The sequence below is a fragment of the Sulfitobacter noctilucae genome, assembly GCF_000622365.1.
GTDB classification, from domain to species: Bacteria; Pseudomonadota; Alphaproteobacteria; order Rhodobacterales; family Rhodobacteraceae; genus Sulfitobacter; species Sulfitobacter noctilucae.
In genome coordinates this window covers 561,121-587,065 of sequence record NZ_JASC01000014.1, presented here as the reverse complement: position 1 = coordinate 587,065, position 25,945 = coordinate 561,121, and the positions used below count along the sequence as shown (strand labels likewise).

The window sequence follows — 25,945 nt, the reverse complement described above, 5'->3', positions numbered from 1 at the left end:
ATGCCCAGAAAAAGGGATACTGGTATCGGCGTTTGCTACCAGTTTTGCGACATGGCCCGCAATTGCGCCGGGGTGTCGCAGGGGCGCAGGCAAATGCCCCCTTTTTTCCAAGCGGTGGACCGATTAGGTACGCATAACCGAAACATAAGGGCAGCACATGGGTTTCTGGATAATCACCGTCGCAATGGCCGCCGCCGTCACTGCCCTGTTGCTGCGGGCGATGTGGCGCAAAAGTGAGACGGAAATCACCGACGGTGCCGCTTATGATTTGCGTGTTTACCGCGACCAGCTGGCCGAGGTGGAACGTGACGTGGCGCGTGGCGTGATCCCGGCTGACGATGGCGACCGCGCCCGCACCGAGATTTCGCGCCGTATTCTGGCTGCCGATGCCGGGCGCAGCACCCAAGCCTCCCAGTCCGGTGGACCCAACCCCCTGTTCATGGGCGCGATTTTGGTTGCGATGATCGGCGGGAGCCTGGCGATCTATATGAAGCTCGGGCAGCCGGGGTATGGCGATCTGGCTTTGGAAGACCGCATCGCGTTCGCCGAAGAACTGCGCGAGAACCGGCCTGATCAGGCGACCGCCGTTGCGGGCCTGCCGCCCTTCACCCCGCCAGAGCCCCCAACGGCGGAGTTTCTCAGCCTAATGGAACGGCTGCGCGAAACGGTTGCCGCCCGCCCCAATGACCTGCAAGGCAATCAATTGCTGGCCCAGAACGAAGCGCGGCTGGGGAACTTCACCGAAGCCGCCGCCGCACAGAACCGAGTGATGCAAATCATGGCGGATGAGATTACCGCCAGCGATATATCTGACTATGGTGAGTTGCTGGTGCTGGCCGCAGGCGGCTATGTTTCGCCCGAGGCCGAGACCGCCTTTCGCGCCGCCCTTAATCTGGATGAGACTGATGGTAGAGGGCGCTACTATCTGGGTCTGATGATGATCCAGACCGGCAGACCCGATATTGCTTTCCGGCTTTGGGATGCGCTGCTGCGCCGTGGGCCACCCGATGCGTCCTGGATCGACCCCATCGTATCACAGATCGAAACCGTCGCGCAACTTGCCGGGGTCAATTACACGCTGCCTGCGATCGGTGCGGGGGCCGCCCCCGGCCCTTCGGTTGACGACATTGAAGCGGCGGCACAGATGAGCACTGAAGACCGGATGGAAATGATAGGCGGTATGGTTGAAGGGCTGTCCGACCGTTTAGCCATGGAAGGCGGCCCTGCCCGTGACTGGGCACGGCTGATCACATCGCTGGGTGTGCTGGGCCGCCGGAGCGAAGCATTGGCGATCTACAACAACGCGGCAGAGGTCTTTGCGGGTGAGCCAGCGGCGATGGACATCATCACGAAGGCCGGACAGGACGCCGGGGTGGCAGAATGATCTTTGACGATATGACCGAATTCGCGGCAGTTCTCCCACCGATGCAGGCCTTGATCGGCCTCGATTTGGGGGAAAAGACCATCGGTGTTGCCGTGACCGACAGCTTCCTCAGCGTAGCCACGCCGCTTGAAACAGTACGGCGCAAGAAATTTGGACTGGATGCCGCCCGCCTGATCGAGATCATCAAGGATCGTCGTATTGGTGGTCTGGTGCTCGGTCTGCCGCGTAACATGGACGGCTCCGAAGGCGCGCGGTGCCAATCGACCCGCGCCTTTGCCCGGAATTTCGACCGGATCAGCCCGATGCCCATCACCTACTGGGACGAGCGCCTGTCAACTGTGGCCGCCGAACGCGCACTTCTCGAGGCGGATACGACACGCAAGCGTCGCGCAGAGGTGATCGACCATGTGGCGGCGGGATATATTCTACAAGGTGTGCTGGACCGTTTGGCGGTCATGCGCCGGCAAGGAGCGCCGTTGTGAGCGATGATGTCTGGAAACGGGCCGAGGTTGAAAGCCCTTGTATCAAGATTTGCGTGGTGCACCCTGAGGCGCGGCTGTGTACTGGCTGTCTGCGGTCGATCGACGAGATCGGACGCTGGTCGCGCATGGATCCGGCGGAACGGCGCGAGATTATGGATGAACTGCCCGGACGGGCGGGACAACTGACCAAGCGGCGCGGCGGCAGGGCGGCACGTTTGGCAGGGCGGTAGATTACCGCGCGCCCGCAATCCTAAAAAGCAGATCGACGCCCGCATCCCAGGTCACTGCACCCTCGAAGTCCGCTGGCGGGTGATTGCTGTTGGCGGCAAAGGCGCTAAGCCCGCTAAAACCGCAGAGCTCAGGCTTGCTAAAATTACCTTTGTGGTCAAATGCACGGCTGCCGGGGCCGGTAGCTTTCCCGGTCCAGTAGGCCAGTGACCCCTGTGCGCTGGTGATGATGGATGCCATGTCGGATGCTTTCGATTGCCTGTTGATACTCCATTATATCGTGTCCGAAATGGCGACAATGCGGCAAATAACCGGTCTTTGTAAGAAAGTTGCGCTATTTTATTAGGGGTTTATCCACTCTTCAGCGGTGAACTGCGGGCGGAAATATGCGATCATCCGACCCTCATCGCTGGGTGCCGCGCTGCCCCAAGACGCAACCCCATGCAGCAGGTGACGGTGTAGCAACACAGATTGGCCCGGTTTCAGGCGAACAGGTCGCGCAGCGGTGGTTTCAAACACCTTCCGGCGCGCCGCTTGATAGGCCTCTGTCAGATCAACTTCTTGGGGGTCTACATCACCAATCTCAGCGCGCAAGGCATCCCCCATCACATGATGACTGCCCGGCCAAACCATCAGAGGGGCGGCATCTATCTCGTTCAAAGGCAAGCCCAGTATGAAGGCGTGCGGCTCGCGCAGATAACGCCGCCTTGCCGGGCCGATGGGCAAAAGGCCATCAACATGGGCAGCATGCCGTTTGATCCTGTAGCGGTGGTTGGCATCACTTTCGTCTTTGTCTTGTCCCGGGTAGCCGGGATAAACGATGGAAAGCTGCGCGCGGTGCCAGCTTTGCTGGGGCGCAACGCACTTCTCCAACGGCCCTTGCAGAGGCACCTCTCCGATACTGCCGTCCGTGGCGTTCGGCAGTACATCGACGCCCACAAACCATGTCTTTGCATGGCGCAGATTTGCGCGCTGCATCTGCGGATCGTTCGCAATAGCGCGAGCAAGGTCGCCGGCCGCCGTTGCCCATCTGAGTGTGGCTGGATCGCTGTCAAAGACGGTATAGCCGTCTTCTACCATCCAAGCGCTTTGCGCAGCATGTTCAGCCCCACAGCAATCAAAAACACCGCAAAGACCCGTTTCAGTGGCTTGGGATCCATCGCGTGTGCCAGTTTCACGCCGTAGGGTGCGGTGATCAGGGTCATCGCAATGATGATGCCGAAGGCCACCAGATTGACCGTGCCCAATGTTAAAGGCGGTGCGCCGGTGAGCATCGGCACGAAAAGAAAGCCGATGACCGCGGGCACCGCGATTAGCACGCCGAACCCCGCCGCTGTGGCTACTGCACGGTGGATCGGCACGTTAAACAGGCTCATGAGCGGCACACCAAAGCTGCCGCCGCCAATGCCCATCAGCACGGACATAAAACCCATAAGCGGTGACAGGACCACCCGTTTGATCCCCGTCGGCATGGCCTGCCCCAAACGCCATTCCGACCGGCCAAATCCCATATACAAGCCGACGATCAGGGCGAGCACACCAAAGATTCCCTGCAAGGTATTCGAGCGCAACTGCGCCACCGTCAGCATCCCCAGTACAGCGCCGATCACGATGCCGGGTGCCCAGGTGCGCAGGATGTCCCAATCCACTGCACCCTTTTTATTGTGACTGAGCGCCGAGCGCACCGATGTCACGATGATCGTTGCCAGAGAGGTCGCCAGACACATCTGCATCAACTGCGGTCCCTCATAGCCAAGAGTCTGAAACGCATAGAAAAAGGCAGGTACCAGAACGATGCCGCCGCCGACACCCAAGAGCCCGGCAAGCACACCGGCAAAGGCACCGATCAGCATCAGCAGAAGCGCCATTTGTATCAAAAGCATGGTATCGGGCATGGGGTTCTCCGGTTTGGGTGCCCCCTGCTACACCGCTTCTTGTACCTGTGCCAGCGTCTTGACCTGATCCAGCGCCGCCAACACCAGTTCGGGCCCCGCACCTGGGCGGTGCGCCTCCTCCGACAACATCCGCCGCCACTGCCGCGCACCGGGGCGCCCCGCAAACAGGCCCATCATGTGCCGCGTGATCTGGTTTAGCTTGCCCCCCGCGGTCAAGTGATCCTCGATATAGGGCAGCATTGCCAGCACCGCCGCTTCGGCTGTGGTATCGGTGCCCTCGTTGAAAATGCGCCGGTCTGCCTGCGCCAAAATGTCAGCCGGCTGATGATAGGCACTGCGCCCGATCATCACCCCGTCCAGCCCGCCATCCAGAAACGCCTCTGCCTGATCAAGCGACGTGATGCCGCCGTTGACCGAGATATGTAGGTTCGGGAAATACTCCTTCATCAGGTGGACAAGCTCATAGTCCAGCGGCGGAATATCGCGGTTTTCCTTTGGGCTGAGGCCCTGAAGCCAAGCCTTGCGCGCATGTATGCTCACGCGGATACACCCCGCTGCTACGATGCGCGACAAAAACTCCGGCAGCACATCCTGCGGGTTTTGATCGTCTACACCGATACGGCATTTGACGGTTACATCCACGTCAACCACCGCCTGCATCTCGGCCACACATTCGGCAACCAGCGCTGGCTGCTGCATCAAGACGGCACCGAAACAGCCCGATTGAACCCGGTCTGACGGACAGCCCACATTCAGGTTGATCTCGTCATATCCCGCATCGGCCCCTAGTTTGGCGGCCAGCGCCAATTCCTTGGGGTCCGATCCGCCCAATTGAAGTGCCACGGGGTGTTCCGCCGGATGATGGTCCAACAAATGCATGGCCCCGCCTCGCACAAGCGCAGGTGCGGTCACCATTTCGGTGTAGAGCAGCGCCTGGCCGCTCAGCTGCCGGTGCAGATAGCGGCAGTGACGGTCCGTCCAATCCATCATCGGTGCAACGGATAGGCGGGCTGCCTCGCAAGCCCTTCGATTTATTGCACTATTTGACATGTAATTCAAATCTCACTCGGCCACTCTCTGGACCTTTTTGACATGTTCGGCTCGATACAACTCCGCCCCGTGTTCCTAAGACTACCGAAGTATCAATGAGGGCGACCGCCATGGGCTCAATCGTCGAACGTAAACGTAAAGATGGCTCGGTCAGCCACCGCGCTTAAGTGCATATAATGTCCAAGGGGCGGATCGTCCATCAGGTGTCGTTCAGCTTTTGGCAGGTATGCGCTTCCAGGCATGTTTCATCGCAATTCTGACAAGTCGTCCAAACATCTCTGCGATACTGTGTTCGCCGCTTAAAGCGTACGCAGTGATTCTGATCTCCCCTATGAACGGGTGAATTTTCCGCTTGCCGCGCTTAATATCTCTGGGGACCTTTTCGGCAAAGTTTTGCTATTACCAGCGGTTTGCCTCCGTCCGCCCCGTCTCAGAGGTCACAATAGAGGCACAAGCAACCTCCTTGAATACAACGATTTCTTTTAACAACCAGCGACGATCTCGCACATCTCCAAGTTAATGTTGATTGTATACAATTGACATTCTACAGGATCTGCGGCTTCTTTCTTCTCGAGCACTTTGGGAGGAGGGACTCGCGCATGTTTGAGACGGACTCGCTGGCGGAGCTATACCGACGCCAACAAGAGACCCGGAAAATGGGTGGTGAAGAGAAAGTTGCGCGGCACAATGCGCGCGGGAAACTGGATGTTCGCACCCGGATCGACCAGCTCTGTGACCCGGGCACGTTCCGCGAGATCGGTTCCATCGCCGGGGTTGGGCAATACGGCTCCGATGGCAGTCTGCAAAGCCTCTCCCCCTCTAATTTTATTTTCGGGCGCGGTCGGGTAGACGGGCGCGATGTTGTTATCACCGGTGACGATTTCACCGTACGCGGCGGCTCGGCCGATGCGATGATTTCTGAAAAGACAATCCAAGCCGAGAAGATGGCACATGAGCTGCGCCTGCCGCTGATCCGCTTGATTGACGGCACGGGAGGATCCGTGCGCACGGTCGAATCTATCGGAAGAACCTATGTGCCGGCCTGTCCCGGTTGGGATTCGATCATCGAAAATCTTGAAACTGTTCCGGTCATCGCGCTGGTACTTGGGTCGGTTGCAGGTATCGCATCTGCGCGGGCGGTATCCGCGCATCTGACAATCATGACCCGCTCGACCTCGCATATGTTTATCGCAGGTCCGCCTGTGGTTGCGCGGATCGGCATCGACACAGACAAGGACAGCCTTGGCGGCCCGCTTGTGCACGAACGCTCGGGTGCCGCTGATCTGGTCGTCGAAGATGAAGCCGAAGCATTTGATACCGCGCGCCGGTTCCTGTCTTACCTGCCCTCATCGGTGGGCGATGCGGTTCCGGTTGCGGCACCCGTGTCCATCGCTACTGACCCTTCATTGCGCGACATTGTTCCGACATCACGGCGCCAGACATACAAGATGCGGACCATCCTACGGCGTGTGCTGGATCCTGAAAGTATGCTTGAACTGGCACCAAAGTTTGGCCGCGCAACGCTGACCGCACTGGCCCGCATCGACGGGCATCCGGTGGCCATTCTGGCATCCGACCCCAATATATACGGAGGCGGCTGGTCTGCGGATACGTGCGACAAAATCACCCGATTTATAGATTTTGCCGAGACATTCCGCATTCCACTTATTCATTTCGTAGATATCCCCGGCTTTATGATCGGCCCCGAGGCCGAGGCGACAGGCACCATAAGACGCGGCGCACGGACCATGGCTGCGGTCTACCGCATGACGGTGCCCACAATGGGTGTGATCATCCGAAAATGTTTCGGCGTGGGTGGTGCTGCGCATATCAATCCTGAAGGCTTCAGGCACCGGATTGCATGGCCTTCGGGCGATTGGGGATCGATCCCGCTGGAGGGCGGCATTGAAGCGGCCTATCGCGCGGAGTTGGATGAAGCGCCCGACAGGGAGGCGGCGCTTGCTGAGATCGAGGCGCGGCTCGACAATCTGCGGTCACCATTCCGCACGGCAGAAGCATTCGGAATTGAGGAAATCGTAGATCCCGCTGAAACAAGGGCGTATCTGGTAGATTTCATCCACCTTGCCTATCGCCGCAATCTGCGCGACGCGCCAGCGACACGGTATCGTCCATGAGTACGGCCGCAGTGATTGATGCAACCGCGCCCCTGCTGGATGTGCGCAACCTTTCGATATCCTTCCAAGGACGGCGCGGACAGCCTTCGTCGAACATTATCCATGACCTGAACTTCAGCATCAAACCCGGCGAGCGGGTGGGCCTTGTGGGTGAGTCCGGCTGCGGGAAATCGGTCACCGGCCTGTCCTTGATGCGTCTGCTGCCCGGCACCGCGAAGATCGGCGGGCAGGTCCTGTTGCAAGATATCGATATGGCCAAGGCGAACAGCAAACAGATCCGGCGGATGCGCGGCAAATCGATCGCCATGATCTTTCAGGAGCCGATGAGCGCACTTGATCCGGTGTTTACCATCGGCAGCCAGATCAGCGAGGCCCTGCGCCTGCACGAGCGACTGCCCCGCGCCGAAGAGCGCGAAAGGGTCATAGAAGCGCTCGCCGAGGTCGGGATACCGGCACCAAGCCAGCGCATCGACGATTATCCGCACCAGTTGTCGGGAGGAATGCGCCAGCGCGTGATGATCGCAATTGCGCTGATTAACCGCCCCCAGTTGATCATCGCAGATGAACCGACAACCGCGTTGGATGTGACCATTCAGGCGCAGATTATGGAATTGCTAACCCGCCTCTCGGAAGAGCGTGGCATGGCAATGCTGTTCATCACCCACGATCTGGGCGTGGTGGCGGAAACCTGTCAGCGCATGATCACGATGTATGCGGGCCAGATTATCGAGGACGCACCCGTGGATGAAGCATTGGCACAGCCTGCGCATCCCTACACCTCCGGATTGCTGCGCTCGCTGCCGCATTTCAATCACGAACGGGGAAATTTCGCGTATATCGCGGGGCGTGTGCCCTCGCCGTTCATGATGCCGGACGGATGCAGATTTGCGGCGCGTTGCCCCCACCGGATTGAGGGCTGTGACGCGCCACAGGCGCTGCGCGATATTGCGCCCGACCGACGTGTGAGATGCTGGCGTTCCGAAGACCTGCGCCTGAATGGCGCGGTGGACACAGCGCCCGCCCCCATGCCGGAGGTAATCTCATGAACCGTACCGCTGCAGCACAACCGCACGAGTTCATTGACACGACCACACCCGTGGCCTCAGTCACCAACCTGTCCATCCGTTTTCCCACCCTGGATGGCACTGCGGAACTGCGTGCCGTGGACGATGTCAGCTTTGATATCCGGCACGGCGAGACCTTCGGAATCATCGGTGAGAGCGGGTCGGGCAAATCTACCATCGGTCGCGTGCTGGCCGGGTTGCTGGCCCCCTCGGACGGGACCGTGCAGTTTGACGGCACTGATCGCGCAACCTTGTCACGCCGCAAATGGCGCAGCTTTCGCCGTGCCTTCCAGATGATTTTTCAGGATCCGAGTGCCGCGCTTAATCCGCGCATGACAATTTTGGATAGCCTGCTGGAGCCAATGCGTTTCATGGGCGGGATGGACAGCGCAGAGATGCGCAGCCGGGCGCTGGACGCGCTGGAACGGGTCGGCCTGCGCCGCGATCTGGCGCTACGCTATCCACACGAGCTGTCGGGCGGACAGAAACAGCGGGTTAATATCGCGCGTATCCTGCCGCTCAGCCCGAAACTTGTGGTCTGTGACGAGGTCGTGGCGGCGCTGGATGTCTCGATCAGGGGCGAGATCCTCAATCTTTTCGTCGAGTTGCAGCGCGATCTAGGGCTGGCCTATGCGTTTATCGCCCACGATATCGCAATTGTCGCGCAGATTTCAGACCGGATCGCGGTGACGTATCTGGGCAAGTTCATGGAATTGGGCCTGACCGATGATGTGATCGACCGGCCATTGCATCCCTACACCATCGCCCTGATGTCGGCAGAGCCACAGCCCCTGCCCGCGCATTTGCGCAACCGCACCCGGCTGAGGCTGGAAGGAGACATCCCAAGTCCGCTGGATCCGCCCGGCGGCTGCCGGTTCCATACACGCTGTCCTTGGGCAACCGAGATCTGTCGGACAGAGGCACCCGAATGGCGCGAATTGCGGCCGGATCATTACACCGCCTGCCACCACACCACGCCGGACGGCTTGCCGCCGCTGCCTGACAGAACGGGCGAAAAAGGGGCCGCCTGACGTAAAATAATGCCCCAATTCTACAACAGTGAAACTTGAAATCGGGAGGATATCAAATGAACGAGACAAAACGAAAGGCTATCGACGCCCTACCGCCTTTGCGGCGCAGGCAGGTCCTGAGCGGGCTGGCCGGTCTGGCAACTGTGGCCTCGATTGGCGGTCTGCCCGCCATGGCACAAGCCAACGGTGAAAATATCCTGCGGGTGCGCGCCAATGCCAACCCCTCAAGCCTTGATCCTGCTACCGGCGGTTCCGGTTCTGACCACACGTTCCTCTACAACCACTATGACACGCTGATCGACTGGGAGCCCGACACCCTTGCTCCCAAACCGGGCCTTGCGGCCGAATGGTCCTTTCCGGAGCCCAAAACGCTGGTGCTGAAACTGCGCGACGGGGTCACCTTCCACGACGGGTCTGCCTGTGACGCCGAGGCCGTCAAATTCAACCTGGACCGGAATCGCACAGCACAGATTTCCAACATCAAACAGGACCTTGCCAGCGTCGAGACGGTGGAAGTAACCGATCCGCTGACTGTCACCCTGCGTCTGTCTGCACCCGACACAGCACTTCCGCTGATCCTGTCTGACCGCGCAGGCATGATGGTGTCGCCAACGGCACTGGGGAATGATCCGGAAACCAACGTCGACCGTGAACCCGTCGGGACAGGACCTTGGTCATTTGTCTCCTGGACGGACGGCGAAAAAGTAGTGGGTACAAAGTTCGACGCGCATTGGCGTGACGGGGTACCCGGTACCGACGGCATCGAAATGTTCGTGATGCCCGAGGAATCCACCGGCTTGCGCGCGGTGCAATCGGGACAGGTCCACATCGCCTACCAGCTCAGCGAACGGCAGAAAATCCTGGTAGAAAAAATACCAAATCTCGGAATTGTATCGGGTCCGACGCTTTATATTCATCAGCTTTACGTGAATGCCGCGCGCGGGGCTTTGCAGGATGTGCGCGTCCGCCGTGCCCTTTCGCTGTCCGTCGACCGCAACGCCTTTGTGGCGGCGACACAGGCCAATGTGGGCGAAGCCGCCTATATGAACCTGCCCAAAGCACACTGGGCCTATTCCGAGGCGGCCGCAGAGCTCACAACATATGATGTCGATGAGGCAAAAAGATTGATGGAGGAAGCGGGCTACGGCGATGGTCTCGAGCTTGATCTAAGAGGTTATCCGGATCAGGGATCGGTGCAGCGCCAAGAAGTTCTGCTGGCACAATGGAGCAAGATCGGTGTGCGCGGTCGCTTCCAGAACGCGCCGGTCGCCGAGAACTCCGGCCGCTTCTTCGGCGAGGAAAAGCAAGGTGATCTTCTTATGTCGGCGTGGACGGGCCGGCCCGATCCATCGCTTACCTATGCGCTGCTTTACTCGGAAAACTCCTTCTACAACCCCGGACGGGTTGCACCGCCCGAAGGGTTTGCCGATGCGATCCAGCGCAGCCGCGAAACTGCGGATCAAGATGCGCGCAAGGTAGCACTCGGCGAAGTGCAGCAAATGGTCATGCAGGCTCAGCTCACCATCCCGCTGGCCGTGCGCTACGAAGTCGATGCCGTCACCTCTGAGGTGCAGGACTTCAACGCCAATCTGCTTGGCAAGCCGAAGTTCAACGATGTGAAGCTCGGCTAGAACCGGCGCACCGGAGCGGCCACTCGCTCCGGTGCCTCCCCTTCCCCCTCGCCCTTTTGCGAAAGACTGCTTTATGCTCAACAAGCTACAACGCAGAATGCTGACCCGAAGGTTGCTACAGGCGATCCCTGTTCTGCTACTCGCGACTTTTTCGGTGTTTATGCTCCTGAAACTGCTGCCCGGCGACGTAGCGATCACTCTTGCGGGTGAAAACGCCACCGTCGAGAGGATCGAGGAAATTCGCCGTCTCAAAGGGCTGGACCAGCCATTGATCGTGCAATACGGCCAATGGGTTATGGGCGCGATACAGGGGGACCTGTCAGAATCCCTCCTGTCCGGAGAGCCGGTTTCCACCACCCTTGCGCGGGTATTTCCCAATACCCTGTTCATCGTTCTCTACGCAGTAACGCTGTCCGTGGCGGTGGGCGTGCCCTTGGGCATTCTGGCGGCCTCGCGGGCGGGCGGGCTTGGTGACAAGCTGGTGATGGTGCTTACCTCTGTTGGCGTGGCATTGCCGAACTTCTGGATCGCCATGATCTTTGTTGTGATCTTCGCCCTGAACCGCGCCTGGTTTCCTGCAACCGGTTTTGTGTCCCCCTTCGAGGATCCGCTGGCGGCCTTGTGGTATGCTACCTTACCAGCTGTCGCCCTGGCGGCCTCCGGCATGGCGGAAGTCGGACGCCAGCTCCGTTCGTCATTGGTCGAGACGCTGCATTCACAACATTTCCGCACACTGCATGCCAAGGGCCTGCCGTTCCGTTCAATCCTATGGAAACACGGGTTGCGTAATGTGTCGGTCAACCTGCTGACGGTGATTTCGCTCCTGATCAGCCGTACACTGGCCGCTACCGTTGTGGTCGAGGTGGTCTTTGCGATCCCCGGCATGGGCAACACCATCGTGAACGCCACGCTCCAGCGCGATTTTCCCGTCGTTCAGGGGGCTGTGCTGGTCATGGTCCTGACAGTGATCACCGTCAATCTCGTCACCGACATTCTCTACTCCATCCTTGATCCGAGGATCGCGCAACAATGAATGATATGTCCCCACCCGCCGATGCCTCCGCGACAGCGCCGACCACGCCACCCCGGGTAGACCGGCCCGGATTGCCGCTGCGCATTCTCCACTGGATGATCGACGATCCGATTGCAGCGATTGCCTTGCTGGTGTTGCTGGTCATCTTCATCTGCGCCCTTTTTGCGGACCAGATCGCGCCCTATGATCCTACGCTTCAGGACTATGCGGCGATGCTGAACCCACCTTCGGCAATGCATCTTCTGGGAACGGACGATCTGGGTCGCGACGTATTCTCGCGGCTCATACATGGCGCGAGCGCATCGGTATACGCCGCCGTCCTCGCAGTCACCGTTGCGACCGTTCTCGGCGTGCCCGTGGGTCTGATAGCAGGCTACACCGGCGGCTGGATTGACCAGATCATCAGCCGGCTCCTTGATACATTCCTGTCCTTTCCCGCCATCGTACTGGCCATCGCGGTGACAGGCGTTCTGGGCATCGGATTGACCAATGCGATGCTTTCTGTCGGCATCGTCTTTGCGCCACAACTGGCACGGCTGGTGCGCGCACGCGCACTGGTGCTGAAACAGGAACTCTACGTCGAGGCGTCCCAGTGTTTCGGTGCCTCGTCGGGCTGGATCCTGATGCGCCATGTCCTACCCAACGCCATCCAACCGGTTCTGGTGCAGATGACCCTTCTGATGGCTGTGGGACTGCTGGCCGAAGCATCGCTGAGCTTTCTGGGTCTGGGCATGCAGCCGCCCGATCCTTCCTGGGGGTCGATGATTGCGCGGGCATATGTCTACGCACAGATCGCACCTGCACAGATGTACGCCCCCGGCATCGCAATTCTGATAACGGCACTTGCCTTTAATACCGTGGGCGAATCCTTGCGCGAAGCACTGGATCCGACGTCCCGCACCTGAACCCCAATGACCGGAGTACGCCATGCCTGAGTTTACATTGAAATCCGACGTTTCCGGACGTGTCTGGCAATTACTGAAGTCTGTCGGAGATACCGTTGACCGCGACGAGACGGTGATGGTTGTCGAGGCGATGAAGATGGAAATCCAGGTCGCCACCGAAACAGCCGGTCGCATCAAAACCCTGTTGGTCGCCGAAGGTGACGAGGTGAGCGAAGACCAACCGGTCGCCATTCTGGAAACAGCAACATGACCACGGAAACGACCGTCCTGACCCCACAGCAGGTGTTTGACAGAATGACCAGCCACGGTGACGTGCTGCTGCATGCGTTGGATGCCCACGCGGCACGCCAACCCGACAAGCTGCTGCTACACTATGGTGACGAAAACCTCGATCTGAGCTATGCCGATTTTGCCGCCCGCACGCGCCGGATGGCGTCACTGCTTATGTCGCAGGGCGTGACCGCGGGGGATCATGTAAGTGTGCATTCGCAAAACGCGCTCATCACTGCTCTCTCGATGTTTGCGATCTGGCGGCTTGGTGCTGTCTTTGCGCCGATCAACTACAATCTGCGAGGCGGGTTCCTGAGCTATCAAGTAAACGACACAGCACCCAAAGCGATCATCGCAGATGGGCCCGGTGTCGCATTAATTAACGATCTGCGGGCGGACATGCCCGGGTTCATCCTGATCGGCCCCGGCGGAGACGTCGAAACCTACGAAGCCGACGCCCCCCTGTCCGAAGCACCGCCGCTCGGGCCTGACGACACCGCCGCCATCATCTATACCTCGGGCACCACCGGTCCGGCCAAAGGCGTGCGGCTGGGCCACCGCTGGATAAACCAGTATTGCTACACCTCGCGCGACATCAACACAGCCGAAGACGTGGTTCATTGCGATCTGCCGCTCTACCATGTGGGCGGGGCATTCAACCTTTTCGGCCGTGCGGTCTGGACCGGCTGCACAACCGGACTGTGGGACAGGTTCTCGGCGAGCGAATACTGGGCACGGATTGCCAAAGTGGGTGCTTCTGCGACCACTCTGCTCGACGTGATGATCCCGCATATCATGTCACAACCAGAGAGTGACAACGATGCTGCCAATACGCTGAACAAGGTCCACATCCAGCCCTACACCCAACGCCACCAAATCTTTGCACGCCGCTTCGGGATCGATTTCATCACAGTCGGGTTTGGCCAAACTGAAAGCGGGTCCGTATTTTCCGGCGTCATTGATGAATTTCCCGACGGTCAGGGCACCCCTGAGGCGCTTTGGAAAGGCCACGACAAAGCAACTTATCGCACCCGGGTCGCAGCGCTTGGCCGCCCAGTGTTTGACGGGCGCACGGGCTTGCCCAAGGGCATCATGGGCGCGCCGGTCAAATTCTTCGAGGCCGCTGCGATGGACGAGACGGACACACCGGTGCAAGCAGGCGAGGTTGGTCAGCTTTGCCTGAGACCCCGTTTTCCCGAAATGATCCTGCAAGGCTATCTGAACAAGCCAGAGGCGACCCTGAAGGTTCTGAAGAACTGCTGGTTTCATACCGGAGATGCGGTGCGCTGCATCGACGCGGAAAGGAACCTGTTTGTCTTTATCGACAGGATGGGCGGCTATTTCCGCGTCCGCGGCGAGAATGTCAGCTCCTTCGAGGTGGAATCCGTAATCCTTAACATCGAGGGTGTCCGCGCCTGTGCGGCCGTCCCCATCCCCGCAGCCATAGGCGAGGAAGATGATATCGCGGTCTGGATCGAGGCCGAGCCGGGCACCACCCTGTCGCTTGAACAAATCACCGCGCATACGGAGGCCGAGATGCCGCGCTACATGCGCCCGCGTCACATCCGTTTCATAGACGCGCTTCCGATCACCCCCACCGCTAAAGTCGAGAAATACAAACTGCGCGAGCAGATCCTGAATGAACTGAAAGAGGTTGATACGGCAAAATGACGAAACAGACTTCTATTGACCTCGATACCTATCTTGCTGACATGAAGGCCCGGCAGCTGGCCTCCTGGCCCGAGGGGCTGTCGCGCGAGATCGCTTATCCGCTGGGCGAGCGGCCTCTGTCGGAGCATTTGTCCCACTGGGCACAGACCCGCCCCGATGCGCCCTCAATCTTTTTTTATGGCAGCGAGGTTTCCTGGGCCGAACTCAACGCTCAAGCCAACCGTTTTGCTGCGCTGCTGGCGGCACGCGGGCTTCGCAAAGGGGACCGTGTTGCAGTTTTTATGCCCAATTGCCCGCAATTTCACATTGCCTTTTTCGGCATCCTGAAGGCAGGCCTTGTCCACGTCCCTATCTCACCGCTCTCTACCGCGACAGAGGTGGAATATGTACTCAACGACACTGACGCGACGCTGATCGTTACCATCGACGCGCTCGTGCCAATCGTTGAAACCGCAAAGGGCGACACCGCGCTTCGAGAAATTCTGTCGACGCCGCTCGCCGCTCTCATACCCGAAAACCCTACCATCCACTGCCCGGACAGCGTGATGGCCCCTGCAAAGAAGCCATCGGGCACAACAGATTTTCTGGCGGCGCTATCGCAGATGCCGGATGCCGAAATCTCGCTCGGGGATCTCGATAGCCCTGCGGCGCTCAACTACACCGGCGGGACCACCGGCATGCCGAAAGGCTGTGTGCATACCCAACGCGACATGGTGTTCACGGGGGCTGCGAATTGGGCCGTCACCTCCGACCGCGAAGAAGGCGTCAGCCTGACGTTTTTCCCTGAATTCTGGATCGCCGGGGAAAATATGGCACTGATCTTCCCGCTGATGACAGGCGAGCCGTTGGTTCTGCTGACACGCTGGGATCCGCTGTCGGTCTTGCAGGCCATAGAGGCGTACCGCGTCACCGTTTTCGGCATGATCGTCGATGGCGCGATCGAGCTCATGAACCGTCCCGACTTCAAGGACTTTGACCTCTCCTCGCTTACGCGGGTCCGTGTGGTCAGCTTTGTGAAGAAGCTCGATCCGGACATTCGCGCACGGTGGAACGCGCTCACAGGGACTATTCTTGCAGAAGCGTCCTGGGGCATGACCGAAACCCATACCTCCAACACCTTCACAACCGATATGCAGGACGATGATTTTGATCTCAAACAGCAGCCGGTTTTTGTTGGATTACCACTGCCTGAGAATGAATTCGTAATCCGCGATTTCGAAACCGGCCAGATCCTGCCCCCCGGGTCCGAAGGTGAAATCACCATGAGAAGTCCGGGCATGTTAAAATCCTATTGGGGCAAGCCCGGGGCAACTGCCGAAGCGATCAGGGACGGGTTTCTGTATACCGGCGACATCGGTGTGCTGGATGAAATGGGTTATCTACACTATCTGGGCCGCCGCAAAGAGATGCTCAAGGTGCGCGGCATGTCCGTCTTTCCCGCGGAGATCGAAGCGACGCTGGGCAAGCATCCGGGCGTTCAGGGATCAGGTGTGGTTGGCCGCGCCGACGCGCGCTCTGGCCAGATCCCCGTTGCCTTTGTCCAGCCCGCCGATCCGGACCTAAGCGCGCAAGCGCTGACCGATTGGCTCGCCGAGCGTATATCAAAGTACAAACTCCCCGAAATCCGTTTGGTGGACTCCCTGCCAATGACCGCCACCGGCAAGGTGCGCAAAGCTGAACTGGCCGATTGGGTCGAAAATGAAAGTAACTAACATGGCTCATTCCCAGCCCAAAATCCAGAAACTGTTAATCGCGAACCGCGGTGAAATCGCGCTGCGCATCGCCCGTACCGCCACCGAAGCGGGTATCGAGACCTGCGCAATTGCGCCGGAGGATGATCTGGCTTCGCTTCACGCCCTGCGGGCCGACAGTCTGGCCACCCTGCCCGGGCGCGGCGCGGCGGCCTATCTTGATATCGACGCGGTAATCCGCGCCGCGCGCGAGGCAGGCTGTGATGCCGTCCATCCCGGATATGGTTTTCTGAGCGAGAACGCGGACTTTGCGCGCGCAGTAAACGAGGCAGGTCTGGTCTTTGTCGGCCCGACACCGCAGTCGTTGGAACTGTATGGCGACAAGCTGTCGGCGCGCGCCCTCGCCGAACGGACAGATGTACCGACCTTGCCCGGCACGTCCGGACCTGTGGATACCGAAGGGGCAGCAGCCTTTTTCGAGACCTTGCCGCAGGGCGCTGCAATGATCGTCAAAGCGGTGTCGGGTGGCGGCGGGCGCGGTATGCGCGTGGTAGAAAGCCGCAACGCCACTGCCGAAGCTGTGGCTGCGGCAGGTCGTGAAGCGGGTGCCGCCTTTGGTGACCCTTCAGTCTATGTCGAACGGTTTATCCCGCGTGCGCGTCACATCGAAGTGCAGATCATCGGCGACGGCACCGGTCAGGTGATGACGCTGGGCGAGCGGGATTGTACGCTCCAGCGTCGCCATCAGAAGCTGATCGAAATCTCCCCCGCGCCGAACCTGTCTGACGCGCAGCGCAGCGCCCTGCACGGCTACGCCGAAAAGCTCGCGCGCGATGGCAACTACCGCAGCCTTGGTACATTCGAGTTCCTGCTGGATCAGGACAGCGGCGAGATTTTCTTTATCGAGGCTAACCCGCGCATTCAGGTAGAGCATACGATCACCGAAGAGGTATTCGACCTGGACCTTGTGGCTTTGCAGTTGCGGATCGCAGGTGGTGCGTCACTGGACGATCTCGATCTGTCTGCTACACCGCGCGGCACCGCGATCCAAACTCGTGTGAACATGGAACGTGTCGATGCAAAAGGCGCTGTGCGGCCTTCCGGCGGAACGCTTACAGCCTATGACCCTCCCGCCGGTCCGGGCCTGCGCGTGGACGGTTTCGCCTACGCCGGCTACACCACATCGGCCGCTTACGATTCACTGCTGGTCAAGGTCATCAGCCATGCCGCCGATTTTCCATCCGCTCTTGCCAAATCCGCCCGCGCTTTGTCGGAGTTCCGAATCTCCGGGCTGGAGACGAATATACCCTGGTTACGCGCACTGCTGACCCATCCCGATATGCAGGACTATAGCGTTTCCACCCGCTTTATGGATACCCAGGCAGCGGCACTAGGCGAAGCAGCGGCGGGAATGCACCCTGCCCTTTACGGCAACGATACAGCGGCAGCCGCACAGCAAGCGCAAAGTGCAACAGAACTGCCCGAGGGCGAAACGGCCATCGCCGCCCCCATGCAGGCAACTGTGGTATCCTTTGAAGTGGCGCCCCGTGATGATGTCGCAGAAGGACAAACATTGGCAGTGCTGGAGGCCATGAAAATGGAACACGTCATCGCCGCGCCTTTTTCAGGAACAGTGGGCGCACTTCTTGTCGCTGTCGGAGACACGGTTCAGGAAGCAATGCCGCTGATGTCCATCCGCGAGGGCGATAACATAGCTGTCGTCGCCGCGCAGGATGAGGAGATCGACCCCGACTACATCCGCCCCGATCTTCAAGAGCTGTTTGACCGTCAGGCCAAAGGCCGCGATGCCGCCCGACCTGCTGCAGTCAAGAAACGCCATGACCGCGGACAGCGCACCGCGCGCGAGAACCTCGACAGTCTGGTCGATGCCGACAGCTTTAACGAATACGGCGAGCTTGCCATCGCTGCCCAGAGTAGCCGCCGCACCCGCGAGGATCTGGAGGCCAATACCACAGGCGACGGCATCCTGACTGGTACAGGCCGTTTAAACAGCGCCCTGTTCGGCGAGGATGCCGCACGCTGCGCCTTTGCACTGGGGGACTATACCGTTCTTGCGGGCACCCAAGGCCAGCGTCACCACCGCAAACTTGACCGGATTTTTGAGCTGGCAGGTGCGCATGACCTGCCCTTGGTGATCTTCGCAGAAGGCGGCGGTGGCCGACCGGGAGATAGCGACCGCGCAAATATCGCAGGGCTTGATTGTGCAAGTTTCGGGTCGCTGGCGCGCCTATCAGGACGCGTCCCGGTTGTCGGCGTGGCAGCGGGCCGCTGTTTTGCGGGCAATGCCGCCTTGTTGGGGGTCTGTGATGTGATCATCGCTACCGAGAACAGCAATATCGGCATGGCCGGTCCCGCTATGATCGAAGGCGGCGGGCTGGGCGTTTATAGCCCTGAAGAAATAGGCCCGATTGATGTGCAGAGCGCCAACGGCGTCGTCGATATTCGCGTGGAAAACGAAGAGGACGCCTGCGCAGTTGCACGACAGTATTTGTCCTACTTCCAAGGCCCTCTCAAGGATTGGACCGCCCCCGACCCGCGGCATCTGCGGCGGGCCGTACCGGAGAACCGGCTGCGCGTTTATGACGTGCGCGAGGTTCTGGCCGGTCTGGCGGATGAAGGCAGCGTGATGGAGCTGCGCAGCGGCTGGGGACCCGGCATGGTGACGGCGCTGATCCGGATTGAAGGAAAGCCCTACGGCGTTATTGCAAACAATCCCAAGCATCTCGGCGGCGCGGTGGATGCCACTGCCGCAGACAAGGCGTCCCGCTTTATGCAGCTCTGCGAAGCGCACCGTCTGCCGCTGATCTCGCTATGTGACACACCTGGTTTCATGGTCGGACCCGAAGCCGAAAAGACCGGACTGGTCCGTCATGTCTCGCGCATGTTTGTCACAGGTGCCGCGCTGAGCGTGCCGATCTACGGCATTGTCATGCGCAAAGGCTACGGACTGGGGGCCATGGCCATGATGGGCGGTAGTTTCCACGCGCCGGCCGTCACCGCCTCTTGGCCAACGGGAGAATTCGGCGGCATGGGTCTTGAAGGTGCCGTGCGTTTGGGGTTCAGAAAAGAACTCGACGCCGAAACCGACCCGGCGGCCAAGCAAGCGTTGTTCGAAGAACTTCTGAACAAATTCTATGATGACGGCAAGGCGGTGAAATATGCCTCCGCGACAGAGATTGATGCCGTCATCGACCCCGCCGAAACGCGCCGTTGGATCGCCAATGCACGTAATGCTGCACCCGTGCCCGCCCGGGCCACATCACGGGGATTTATTGATACTTGGTGATTGCGCTTTAATTAGGGTGGATGGACTTTCTAACGGCCTGACAAACGGGATATATAATGGCTCGCTTGCCTATAACAGAAACGAGCAATTATGCTCCGGCACGAAGTGATGAACGAAAAGATGCAGTCAGATCCTTCTCAGTTGCCTGAACATATTCAGTCTGTCCGCCCTTTAACCACGGCAGAACAGGTCGCGGACCATTGCGGATTGTTGATCGTTGAAGGCCGTATCGCAGCGGGTGAAAGGCTGGGCGAAGAACGGCTGGCTGAAATATGTGGCGTCAGCCGCGGACCCGTGCGCGAAGCTTTAAGAATATTGGAAAAGCGTCGCCTGATAGAGATCATACCGCGCCGGGGTGCCTTTGTTCGCGAGGTCAACCTTCATACGATCTCGGATCTCTTCAACGTCCGGAATGCGCTTGCAGCGATGGCCGCCGCGTCGATGGCAAGCAGAGACTGCGAAAGGCAGGAGACGGAGGCATTCAAACGCCTGGAGAGACGCGTGGCCCAGATTGCTGAAATAGCAAAGGACCCGACGACCGAACCTCTCGCCTTCTCTTTTCAGGTCACTCGATTTGTCTTTGCAACGATTGTCGGAAGCGGAAACTCTTTGCTTTTGGATATTTGGGGTGAATTGAACGAAAATACGTTCTGGACCACGATCTGGAAAGTACCGCAAATCGGCATCACACCCGAAGAACGGGTGGCAACCTATCACCAGATAGAAAGCATCGTACGTGAAATCGGTGCCGGTAATGTCTCGGCGGCTGAAGAACAGATGCGGAAGTGTCTTGACGACGTTCGTGATCGTGTCCTCCAGAATCTTGAAGTGCAACGACCGTCTGGAATTCGTTGAACTTTCAGGGTGCCGGTGTCTTTCGCCTTCGCATTCGCCATCTCTTGTTGATCAGCAGACTACATTTGCGAGGATAAGAGGTGCGGCTGCGGACAGCACTCACCGGATCCAAGTTGTCTGCATAGAAGCGGAACCGTGGCAGCGCATTTTAGCGTAACCGGTTGGCAATCAAACAATCATTGTATTCGAGAACCGCCGCCTTTGACAACAAAACCAAGGCGCGGGATCGAACACTGAACCGAGCCAGAGGCTTCGATGCTCTAGCCCCTCATAAAATCAACCCTGAACGCTGAAAAAGGTGGCCCGCCCCCTATTCGACGACGAGAAAAGGAAGAACCCAGACAAGTGTCAGCAGCACCTAGCCCCCCTGTTATAGAGGCAAGGCGCTGCTTGGTCAGATCAGTTTGTACCCAGAATGCCGTTCAGGGTCTCGGAGGGTGCCATGACCGCTGATGTTTTGCTATCATCCGTGTGATAGTAGCCACCCAGATCCACTGCGTTTCCACGGCCCTCGTGCAGCTCGCGCAGGATCGCGTCCTGATCGGCTGCCAAAGCCTCAGCGATGGGAGCGAAGTGGTCGGCGAGTTCCTTGTCTTCGGTCTGTGCCGCCAGCGCCTGCGCCCAGTAGAGCGCAAAGAAGTAATGGCTGTCGCGGTTGTCGGGCTGGCCAACCTTCCGACCCGGCGATTTGTTCGCGTCCAGGATGCCCTGGGTCGCTGCATCGACAGCCTTGCCCATCACGGTGGCCTTGGCGTTGTCGTTCACCATACCGAAGTACTTGAAACTTTCGCCCAAGGCACAGAATTCACCCAGTGAATCCCAGCGCAGGTGGTTTTGTTCGACCAGTTGCTGCACGTGTTTCGGCGCAGAGCCACCGGCTCCGGTTTCGAACAGACCGCCACCGTTCATAAGTTTGACGATCGACAGCATCTTGGCCGATGTGCCCAGTTCGAGGATCGGGAACAGGTCGGTCAGATAGTCGCGCAGCACGTTGCCGGTGATGGCAATGGTGTTTTCGCCCCGGCGGATCGTTTCGAGCGACACGCGCGTGGCCTCTTGTGGTGCCATAATCTGGAACTTGTCCGCAACGCCCGCCTTGTCCAGCAACGGCTTGATCAGCTTGATCAATTCCATATCGTGGGCGCGTGTCTCGTCCAGCCAAAAAATCGCCTGACAGCCTTCGGCCTTCTGCCGTTCAATAGCCAGCTGCACCCAGTTTTCGATGGGCGCGTTGCGGGTCGAGGCCGAGCGCCAGATGTCGCCTGCTTCAACGGTGTGGCTGTGCAAAACATCGCCATTGGCCGCGATCATCGTCACTGTGCCATCAGCCGGGATTTCGAAAGTGGTCGGGTGAGAGCCGTATTCCTCGGCCTTCTGCGCCATCAGGCCGACGTTCTGGACCGTACCGGATGTGGTCGGGTCAAGCGCGCCGGTCTCTTTGAAATACTTGATCGTCTCGTCATAAACGGACGCATAAGAGCTGTCGGGAATGACGCAGTTGGCGTCGCTCTCTTTGCCATCAGGCCCCCAGCCTTTGCCGCCCGCGCGGATCAGCGCAGGCATGGAGGCGTCAATGATCACATCGGACGGTACATGCAGGTTGGTGATGCCTTTGTCGGAATCGACCATGTAAAGCGGCGGGCGTTCTGCCATCAGCGCGTCAATCTCCGCGCGGATTTCAGCGCCGTTGGGCATTGTTTCCAGCGTTTCAAACATCGTGCCAAGGCCGGAATTGGGATCGATGCCTGCCGCGTCAAACTCGGTGGCGTATTTGTCGAAGACCGGCTTGAGGAAAGTGCGGACCGCGTGACCGAACAGGATCGGGTCAGAGACCTTCATCATCGTGGCCTTGAGGTGCAGCGAGAACAGCGTCCCTTCGGCTTTGGTTTCCTTGATCTGCTCGGCCAGAAAGTCCTGCAGCGCTTGGGCGGACATATAGGTCCCATCGACCACAGTGCCTGCCGGAAAGCTGACGCTGTCTTTCAGCACTGTTACAGTGCCATCGCTGGCAGTGTGTTCGATCCGTGCGGCACCAGCCTGCGCCTCGGTCAGGGTGACAGAGGTTTCATTGCTGCGGAAATCTCCCGCAGACATGGTGGACACGCGTGTTTTGCTGTCAGCGGACCAGTCCCCCATGGAATGGGGGTTCGCCATCGCATATTTCTTCACTGCAACTGCCGCGCGGCGGTCGGAGTTGCCTTCGCGCAAGACAGGGTTCACCGCCGAGCCTTTGATCGCGTCATAGCGAGCGCGGATGTCTTTTTCAGCATCGGTGGCGGGTTCTTCGGGATAGTCCGGCAGGTTATAGCCCTGCCCCTGCAATTCGGTGATTGCCGCAACCAGCTGTGGCACGGAAGCAGACACATTGGGCAGTTTGATCACGTTGGCGTCGGGTTGTTTCACCAGTTCGCCCAGTTCCGCCAGATCATCGGGCTGGCGCTGTGCCTCGGTCAAACCTTCGGGGAAGGCTGCGATGATCCGTCCGGCAAGCGAGATATCCTTGGTGCCAATCGTGATACCCGCCGCTGTCGCAAAGGTGTGCAGGATCGGCAGCAAGGAGGCAGACGCAAGCTGCGGTGCCTCGTCTACTTTGGTGTAAATGATATCGGGGGACGCGCTGTTGGCCATGTGATTTCTTACCTCTAATTACCTGGCTGCGGCCTACCCTTTCGCGCCGCAAGAGTCCACTTTGCAATCGCAGATATTGGCCGAGCCGCGCGGCGGTCTGCTCGCATCCTGCACAGGCGGCATACCATGGGCCTGTGCTCGCGCGTCTATATTCCACCTTGTCTATTGCCTGACCCGTCTTTGACCGCCAAACAGATATGGCACACTTAGGGAGGCTGCTATGAAGACCAGAACCAAAGTCGCTGTCATCGGGGGTGGTATCGCAGGCTGCTCGACGCTCTATCACCTGACGCAAGAGGGCTGGAGCGATGTGGTTCTGATCGAACGGGACGAGCTGACATCGGGCACCACATGGCATTCGGCCGCACAGGTCACGAATTTCGGCATGACGCAGACGATGGTCGGTCTGAAATCCCATTCCATTGCGCTCTACAAAAAGCTGCGCGACGATCCCGAGTATCCGGTGGGCTATCACCACGGCGATGGCGGCATCCGGCTGGCAAATACGCCCGAACAAATGCAGGGCTACCGCCATTTCGCGTCGATGGCTCGGGGCATGGGCGTGGAATACGAGGTGATCGACGCGCAAGAATGCGCACGGCGGCACCCGCTGATCTCGACTGACAATCTGCTGGGTGGGCTGTGGGACGGCGAGGACGGAGACATTGATCCCGCACAATTATGTCAGGCGCTGGCTTTTCATGCACGCAAGGCAGGCGCGGAAGTCTATCGCAACACCGCTGTCACCGGATTGACCCAGCACAGCGACGACACCTGGACCGTTGAGACGACCCAAGGCAGCATCGACGCTGATATCGTGGTCAACGCGGGCGGCTACCGCGTGAACGAAGTGGGCGCGATGATGGGGGTGCATCACCCTGTCGCCTCAATGGAGCATCAGTATTTCGTGACCGAAGACATCCCCGCCATTGCTGAGGCGGGCCACCGAATGCCCCTGCTGCGCTGTCCGATCAGCGATTATTATTCTCGGCAGGAAAAGAATGGTCTGCTGGTGGGGTTTTATGAACAGGACTGCCGCACATGGGGCATGGACGGGATCAGCCGCGGCTTTTCCAACGACCTCTGCCCAGATGATCTAGATCGGGTGATGGATGTGCTGGAAGGCGCGTTCGAGCGGATGCCCGCGCTGACGGAGGTCGGGATCAAGCGGGTGGTCAACGGCCCGATCACTTATACCATCGACGGCGCGCCCTTGGTCGGCCCCATCCCCGGCAAACGCAACGCCTTTTGCATCATCGGGTTGCGGGCGGGTCTGGGTGAAGGCGGCGGGCATGGCTGGCTGCTGGCCCAACAGATCGTGCACGGCGAGGCGCAGTATGACACATGGGTCATCGACCCACGCCGCTTTGCCGGACATACCAATGTGGAACTGACCGCGCTCAAGGCGATCGAGGATTATCAAAACGAATTCCGCTTTCATTTCCCGCACGAACATCGCCCCGCCGGGCGCAATGCCAAGACCACGCCGCTGACCCCTGTCATGGCCGCCGAGGGTGCCGAATTCACGGTGGTGAACGGCTGGGAACGCGTCGATTACATGAAGCCTTCGCCTGATTTTCATCCCAGCTTGACCTTTGATTTCGACGAAGCCTTTGATGTGGTGGGCGCTGAAGTGCGCCATATCGCCGAACACGTCGGACTGGCCGAGGTCAACGGCTTTAACCGGATCGAGATCACCGGCGCGGACCGGCATGCTTTTCTGGACCGTATGATCTGCGGCACGGTGACCAAGCGCGAAGGCCGCGTGGGGTTGGGTTATCTGCTGAACCATCACGGCTATATCAAAGGTGAGGCAACGGTGGCCAATCTACCCGCTTCTGATCGCGGACCTGCGCGGGTTTGGTACGGCTCCGCCGCCGCGTCCGAAGCGCATGACATGGATTGGCTGACGGCCCATCTGGACCCGAGCGAGGACGTCCAATTGCGCAGCCTGACCAACGATCACACCATTCTGGTGCTGGCCGGGCCAAAGGCACGCGATGTGCTGTCAGCCTGTGCGCGCGGTGACTGGTCCAAAGACGCCTTTCCCTGGCTTTCGGTGCGCGGATGTTTCGTCGGCTTTGCCCCTGCCATCGTGATGGGCGTCAGCTTTTCGGGTGAACTGGCCTATGAGATCCACGTCCCCAATGCGTCGCTTTATGCCGCCTATCTTGCGCTTCGGGACGCAGGCAAGGCGCATGACCTGCGGTTGTTCGGGGCGCGTGCGGTCGAATCGATGCGGATGGAAAAAGGGTTCCTGCATTGGAAGGCCGATCTGATCACCGAATTCGATCCGTTCGAGACGGGGTTGGACAGGTTCGTGAAGATGGAAAAGGGTGATTTTATCGGCAAGGACGCGCTAGCCAAACGGCAGGCCGCCGGCCCTACAAAACAGCTGGTCACCTTGCAGGTCGAAGCCACGCATGCCCCCGCGCATCCCGGCGCATCGCTGATGCGCGATGGGTCCGTGGTGGGCACAGTCACCTCTGCCGATTGGGGTCACAGGCTCGGGATCAACCTGGCCTATGCTTTGGTGGACCCCGCGCTGTCTGGGGTCGGCACACCACATCAGATTGATATGTATGGTGATTTAGTTGATGCCACAGTGATTGCGCCTTCTCCCTATGATCCCTCCTTCGCCCGGATGCGGGCCTAACGCGGGGCGCTAACGATTGGTCTTCGGGG

At 59.4% G+C, this 25,945-nt stretch carries 20 protein-coding genes; 15 read left to right on the top strand and 5 right to left on the bottom strand.

What is annotated here, in order from left to right; translation table 11 throughout:
• Positions 1–157: 157 nt before the first annotated feature.
• The 3 genes from ccmI to Z945_RS0112935 are packed head-to-tail and all read left to right on the top strand — an operon-like array spanning position 158 to position 2,096.
• Complete coding sequence (gene ccmI / locus Z945_RS0112945) at positions 158–1,384, top strand: c-type cytochrome biogenesis protein CcmI (RefSeq protein ID WP_025052536.1); 1,227 nt, start codon at positions 158–160, stop codon at positions 1,382–1,384.
• A complete protein-coding gene (ruvX, locus tag Z945_RS0112940) occupies positions 1,381–1,866 on the top strand; it encodes a Holliday junction resolvase RuvX (RefSeq protein ID WP_025052535.1) in 486 nt (161 codons plus the stop codon). The genes ccmI and ruvX overlap by 4 nt, the downstream gene beginning before the upstream one ends.
• Positions 1,863–2,096: a DUF1289 domain-containing protein gene (locus Z945_RS0112935; RefSeq protein ID WP_025052534.1), complete on the top strand. Its 234-nt coding sequence runs from the start codon at positions 1,863–1,865 to the stop codon at positions 2,094–2,096. The genes ruvX and Z945_RS0112935 overlap by 4 nt, the downstream gene beginning before the upstream one ends.
• A 1-nt stretch (position 2,097) precedes the next feature.
• Here the strand turns inward: Z945_RS0112935 and Z945_RS0112930 are convergent, their stop codons facing one another.
• The 4 genes from Z945_RS0112930 to dusA form a co-directional block, all read right to left on the bottom strand.
• Positions 2,098–2,334, bottom strand: a complete 237-nt coding sequence (locus tag Z945_RS0112930; protein WP_025052533.1) for a hypothetical protein — start codon at positions 2,332–2,334, stop codon at positions 2,098–2,100.
• A 102-nt stretch (positions 2,335–2,436) separates the two neighbouring features.
• The gene (locus tag Z945_RS0112925; protein WP_025052532.1) at positions 2,437–3,174 is read right to left on the bottom strand and encodes a phytanoyl-CoA dioxygenase family protein; all 738 of its coding nucleotides are present in this window, start codon (positions 3,172–3,174) and stop codon (positions 2,437–2,439) included.
• On the bottom strand, positions 3,168–3,989 hold the full coding sequence (locus tag Z945_RS0112920) for a sulfite exporter TauE/SafE family protein (protein WP_025052531.1): 822 nt from the start codon (positions 3,987–3,989) through the stop codon (positions 3,168–3,170). Before Z945_RS0112920 ends, Z945_RS0112925 begins: the two co-directional genes overlap by 7 nt.
• A 27-nt stretch (positions 3,990–4,016) precedes the next feature.
• Positions 4,017–5,039, bottom strand: a complete 1,023-nt coding sequence (gene dusA, locus Z945_RS0112915; protein ID WP_052862661.1) for a tRNA dihydrouridine(20/20a) synthase DusA — start codon at positions 5,037–5,039, stop codon at positions 4,017–4,019.
• 599 nt (positions 5,040–5,638) lie between these two features.
• On the opposite strand from dusA, the gene Z945_RS0112910 reads away from it, so the two are divergent.
• From Z945_RS0112910 to Z945_RS19670, 11 genes are all read left to right on the top strand, one after another.
• Positions 5,639–7,174 carry an acyl-CoA carboxylase subunit beta gene (locus Z945_RS0112910; protein ID WP_025052529.1) on the top strand — a complete coding sequence of 512 codons (1,536 nt, stop codon included), beginning with the start codon at positions 5,639–5,641 and terminating at the stop codon, positions 7,172–7,174.
• Positions 7,171–8,220 carry an ABC transporter ATP-binding protein gene (locus tag Z945_RS0112905; RefSeq protein ID WP_037971052.1) on the top strand — a complete coding sequence of 350 codons (1,050 nt, stop codon included), beginning with the start codon at positions 7,171–7,173 and terminating at the stop codon, positions 8,218–8,220. Before Z945_RS0112910 ends, Z945_RS0112905 begins: the two co-directional genes overlap by 4 nt.
• Complete coding sequence (locus Z945_RS0112900; protein ID WP_025052527.1) at positions 8,217–9,269, top strand: ABC transporter ATP-binding protein; 1,053 nt, start codon at positions 8,217–8,219, stop codon at positions 9,267–9,269. Before Z945_RS0112905 ends, Z945_RS0112900 begins: the two co-directional genes overlap by 4 nt.
• Positions 9,270–9,325: 56 nt before the next feature.
• Positions 9,326–10,900, top strand: coding sequence for an ABC transporter substrate-binding protein (locus Z945_RS0112895; RefSeq protein WP_025052526.1), 1,575 nt, complete (start codon positions 9,326–9,328; stop codon positions 10,898–10,900).
• 73 nt (positions 10,901–10,973) lie between these two features.
• The gene (locus Z945_RS0112890) at positions 10,974–11,933 is read left to right on the top strand and encodes an ABC transporter permease (protein WP_025052525.1); all 960 of its coding nucleotides are present in this window, start codon (positions 10,974–10,976) and stop codon (positions 11,931–11,933) included.
• Complete coding sequence (locus Z945_RS0112885) at positions 11,930–12,838, top strand: ABC transporter permease (protein WP_206537303.1); 909 nt, start codon at positions 11,930–11,932, stop codon at positions 12,836–12,838. The genes Z945_RS0112890 and Z945_RS0112885 overlap by 4 nt, the downstream gene beginning before the upstream one ends.
• A 22-nt stretch (positions 12,839–12,860) precedes the next feature.
• The gene (locus Z945_RS0112880; protein WP_025052523.1) at positions 12,861–13,088 is read left to right on the top strand and encodes an acyl-CoA carboxylase biotin carboxyl carrier protein subunit; all 228 of its coding nucleotides are present in this window, start codon (positions 12,861–12,863) and stop codon (positions 13,086–13,088) included.
• Positions 13,085–14,779: an AMP-binding protein gene (locus Z945_RS0112875; RefSeq protein ID WP_025052522.1), complete on the top strand. Its 1,695-nt coding sequence runs from the start codon at positions 13,085–13,087 to the stop codon at positions 14,777–14,779. The genes Z945_RS0112880 and Z945_RS0112875 overlap by 4 nt, the downstream gene beginning before the upstream one ends.
• A complete protein-coding gene (locus tag Z945_RS0112870; protein ID WP_025052521.1) occupies positions 14,776–16,491 on the top strand; it encodes an AMP-binding protein in 1,716 nt (571 codons plus the stop codon). Before Z945_RS0112875 ends, Z945_RS0112870 begins: the two co-directional genes overlap by 4 nt.
• Before the next feature lies 1 nt (position 16,492).
• Positions 16,493–19,777, top strand: a complete 3,285-nt coding sequence (locus tag Z945_RS0112865) for a carboxyl transferase domain-containing protein (RefSeq protein ID WP_037971050.1) — start codon at positions 16,493–16,495, stop codon at positions 19,775–19,777.
• 108 nt (positions 19,778–19,885) lie between these two features.
• Positions 19,886–20,632 (top strand): GntR family transcriptional regulator, encoded by a 747-nt coding sequence (locus Z945_RS19670; protein ID WP_161634095.1) that lies wholly within the window; start codon positions 19,886–19,888, stop codon positions 20,630–20,632.
• Positions 20,633–21,031: 399 nt separating this feature from the next.
• On the opposite strand, the gene Z945_RS0112855 is transcribed toward Z945_RS19670, so the two are convergent.
• Entirely contained in the window at positions 21,032–23,260 is a 2,229-nt protein-coding gene (locus Z945_RS0112855; RefSeq protein WP_025052518.1) for an NADP-dependent isocitrate dehydrogenase, read from the bottom strand.
• 220 nt (positions 23,261–23,480) lie between these two features.
• Here Z945_RS0112855 and Z945_RS0112850 point away from each other — a divergent pair, with 220 nt between their 5' ends.
• A complete protein-coding gene (locus Z945_RS0112850) occupies positions 23,481–25,916 on the top strand; it encodes a GcvT family protein (RefSeq protein ID WP_025052517.1) in 2,436 nt (811 codons plus the stop codon).
• Positions 25,917–25,945 lie beyond the last annotated feature (29 nt).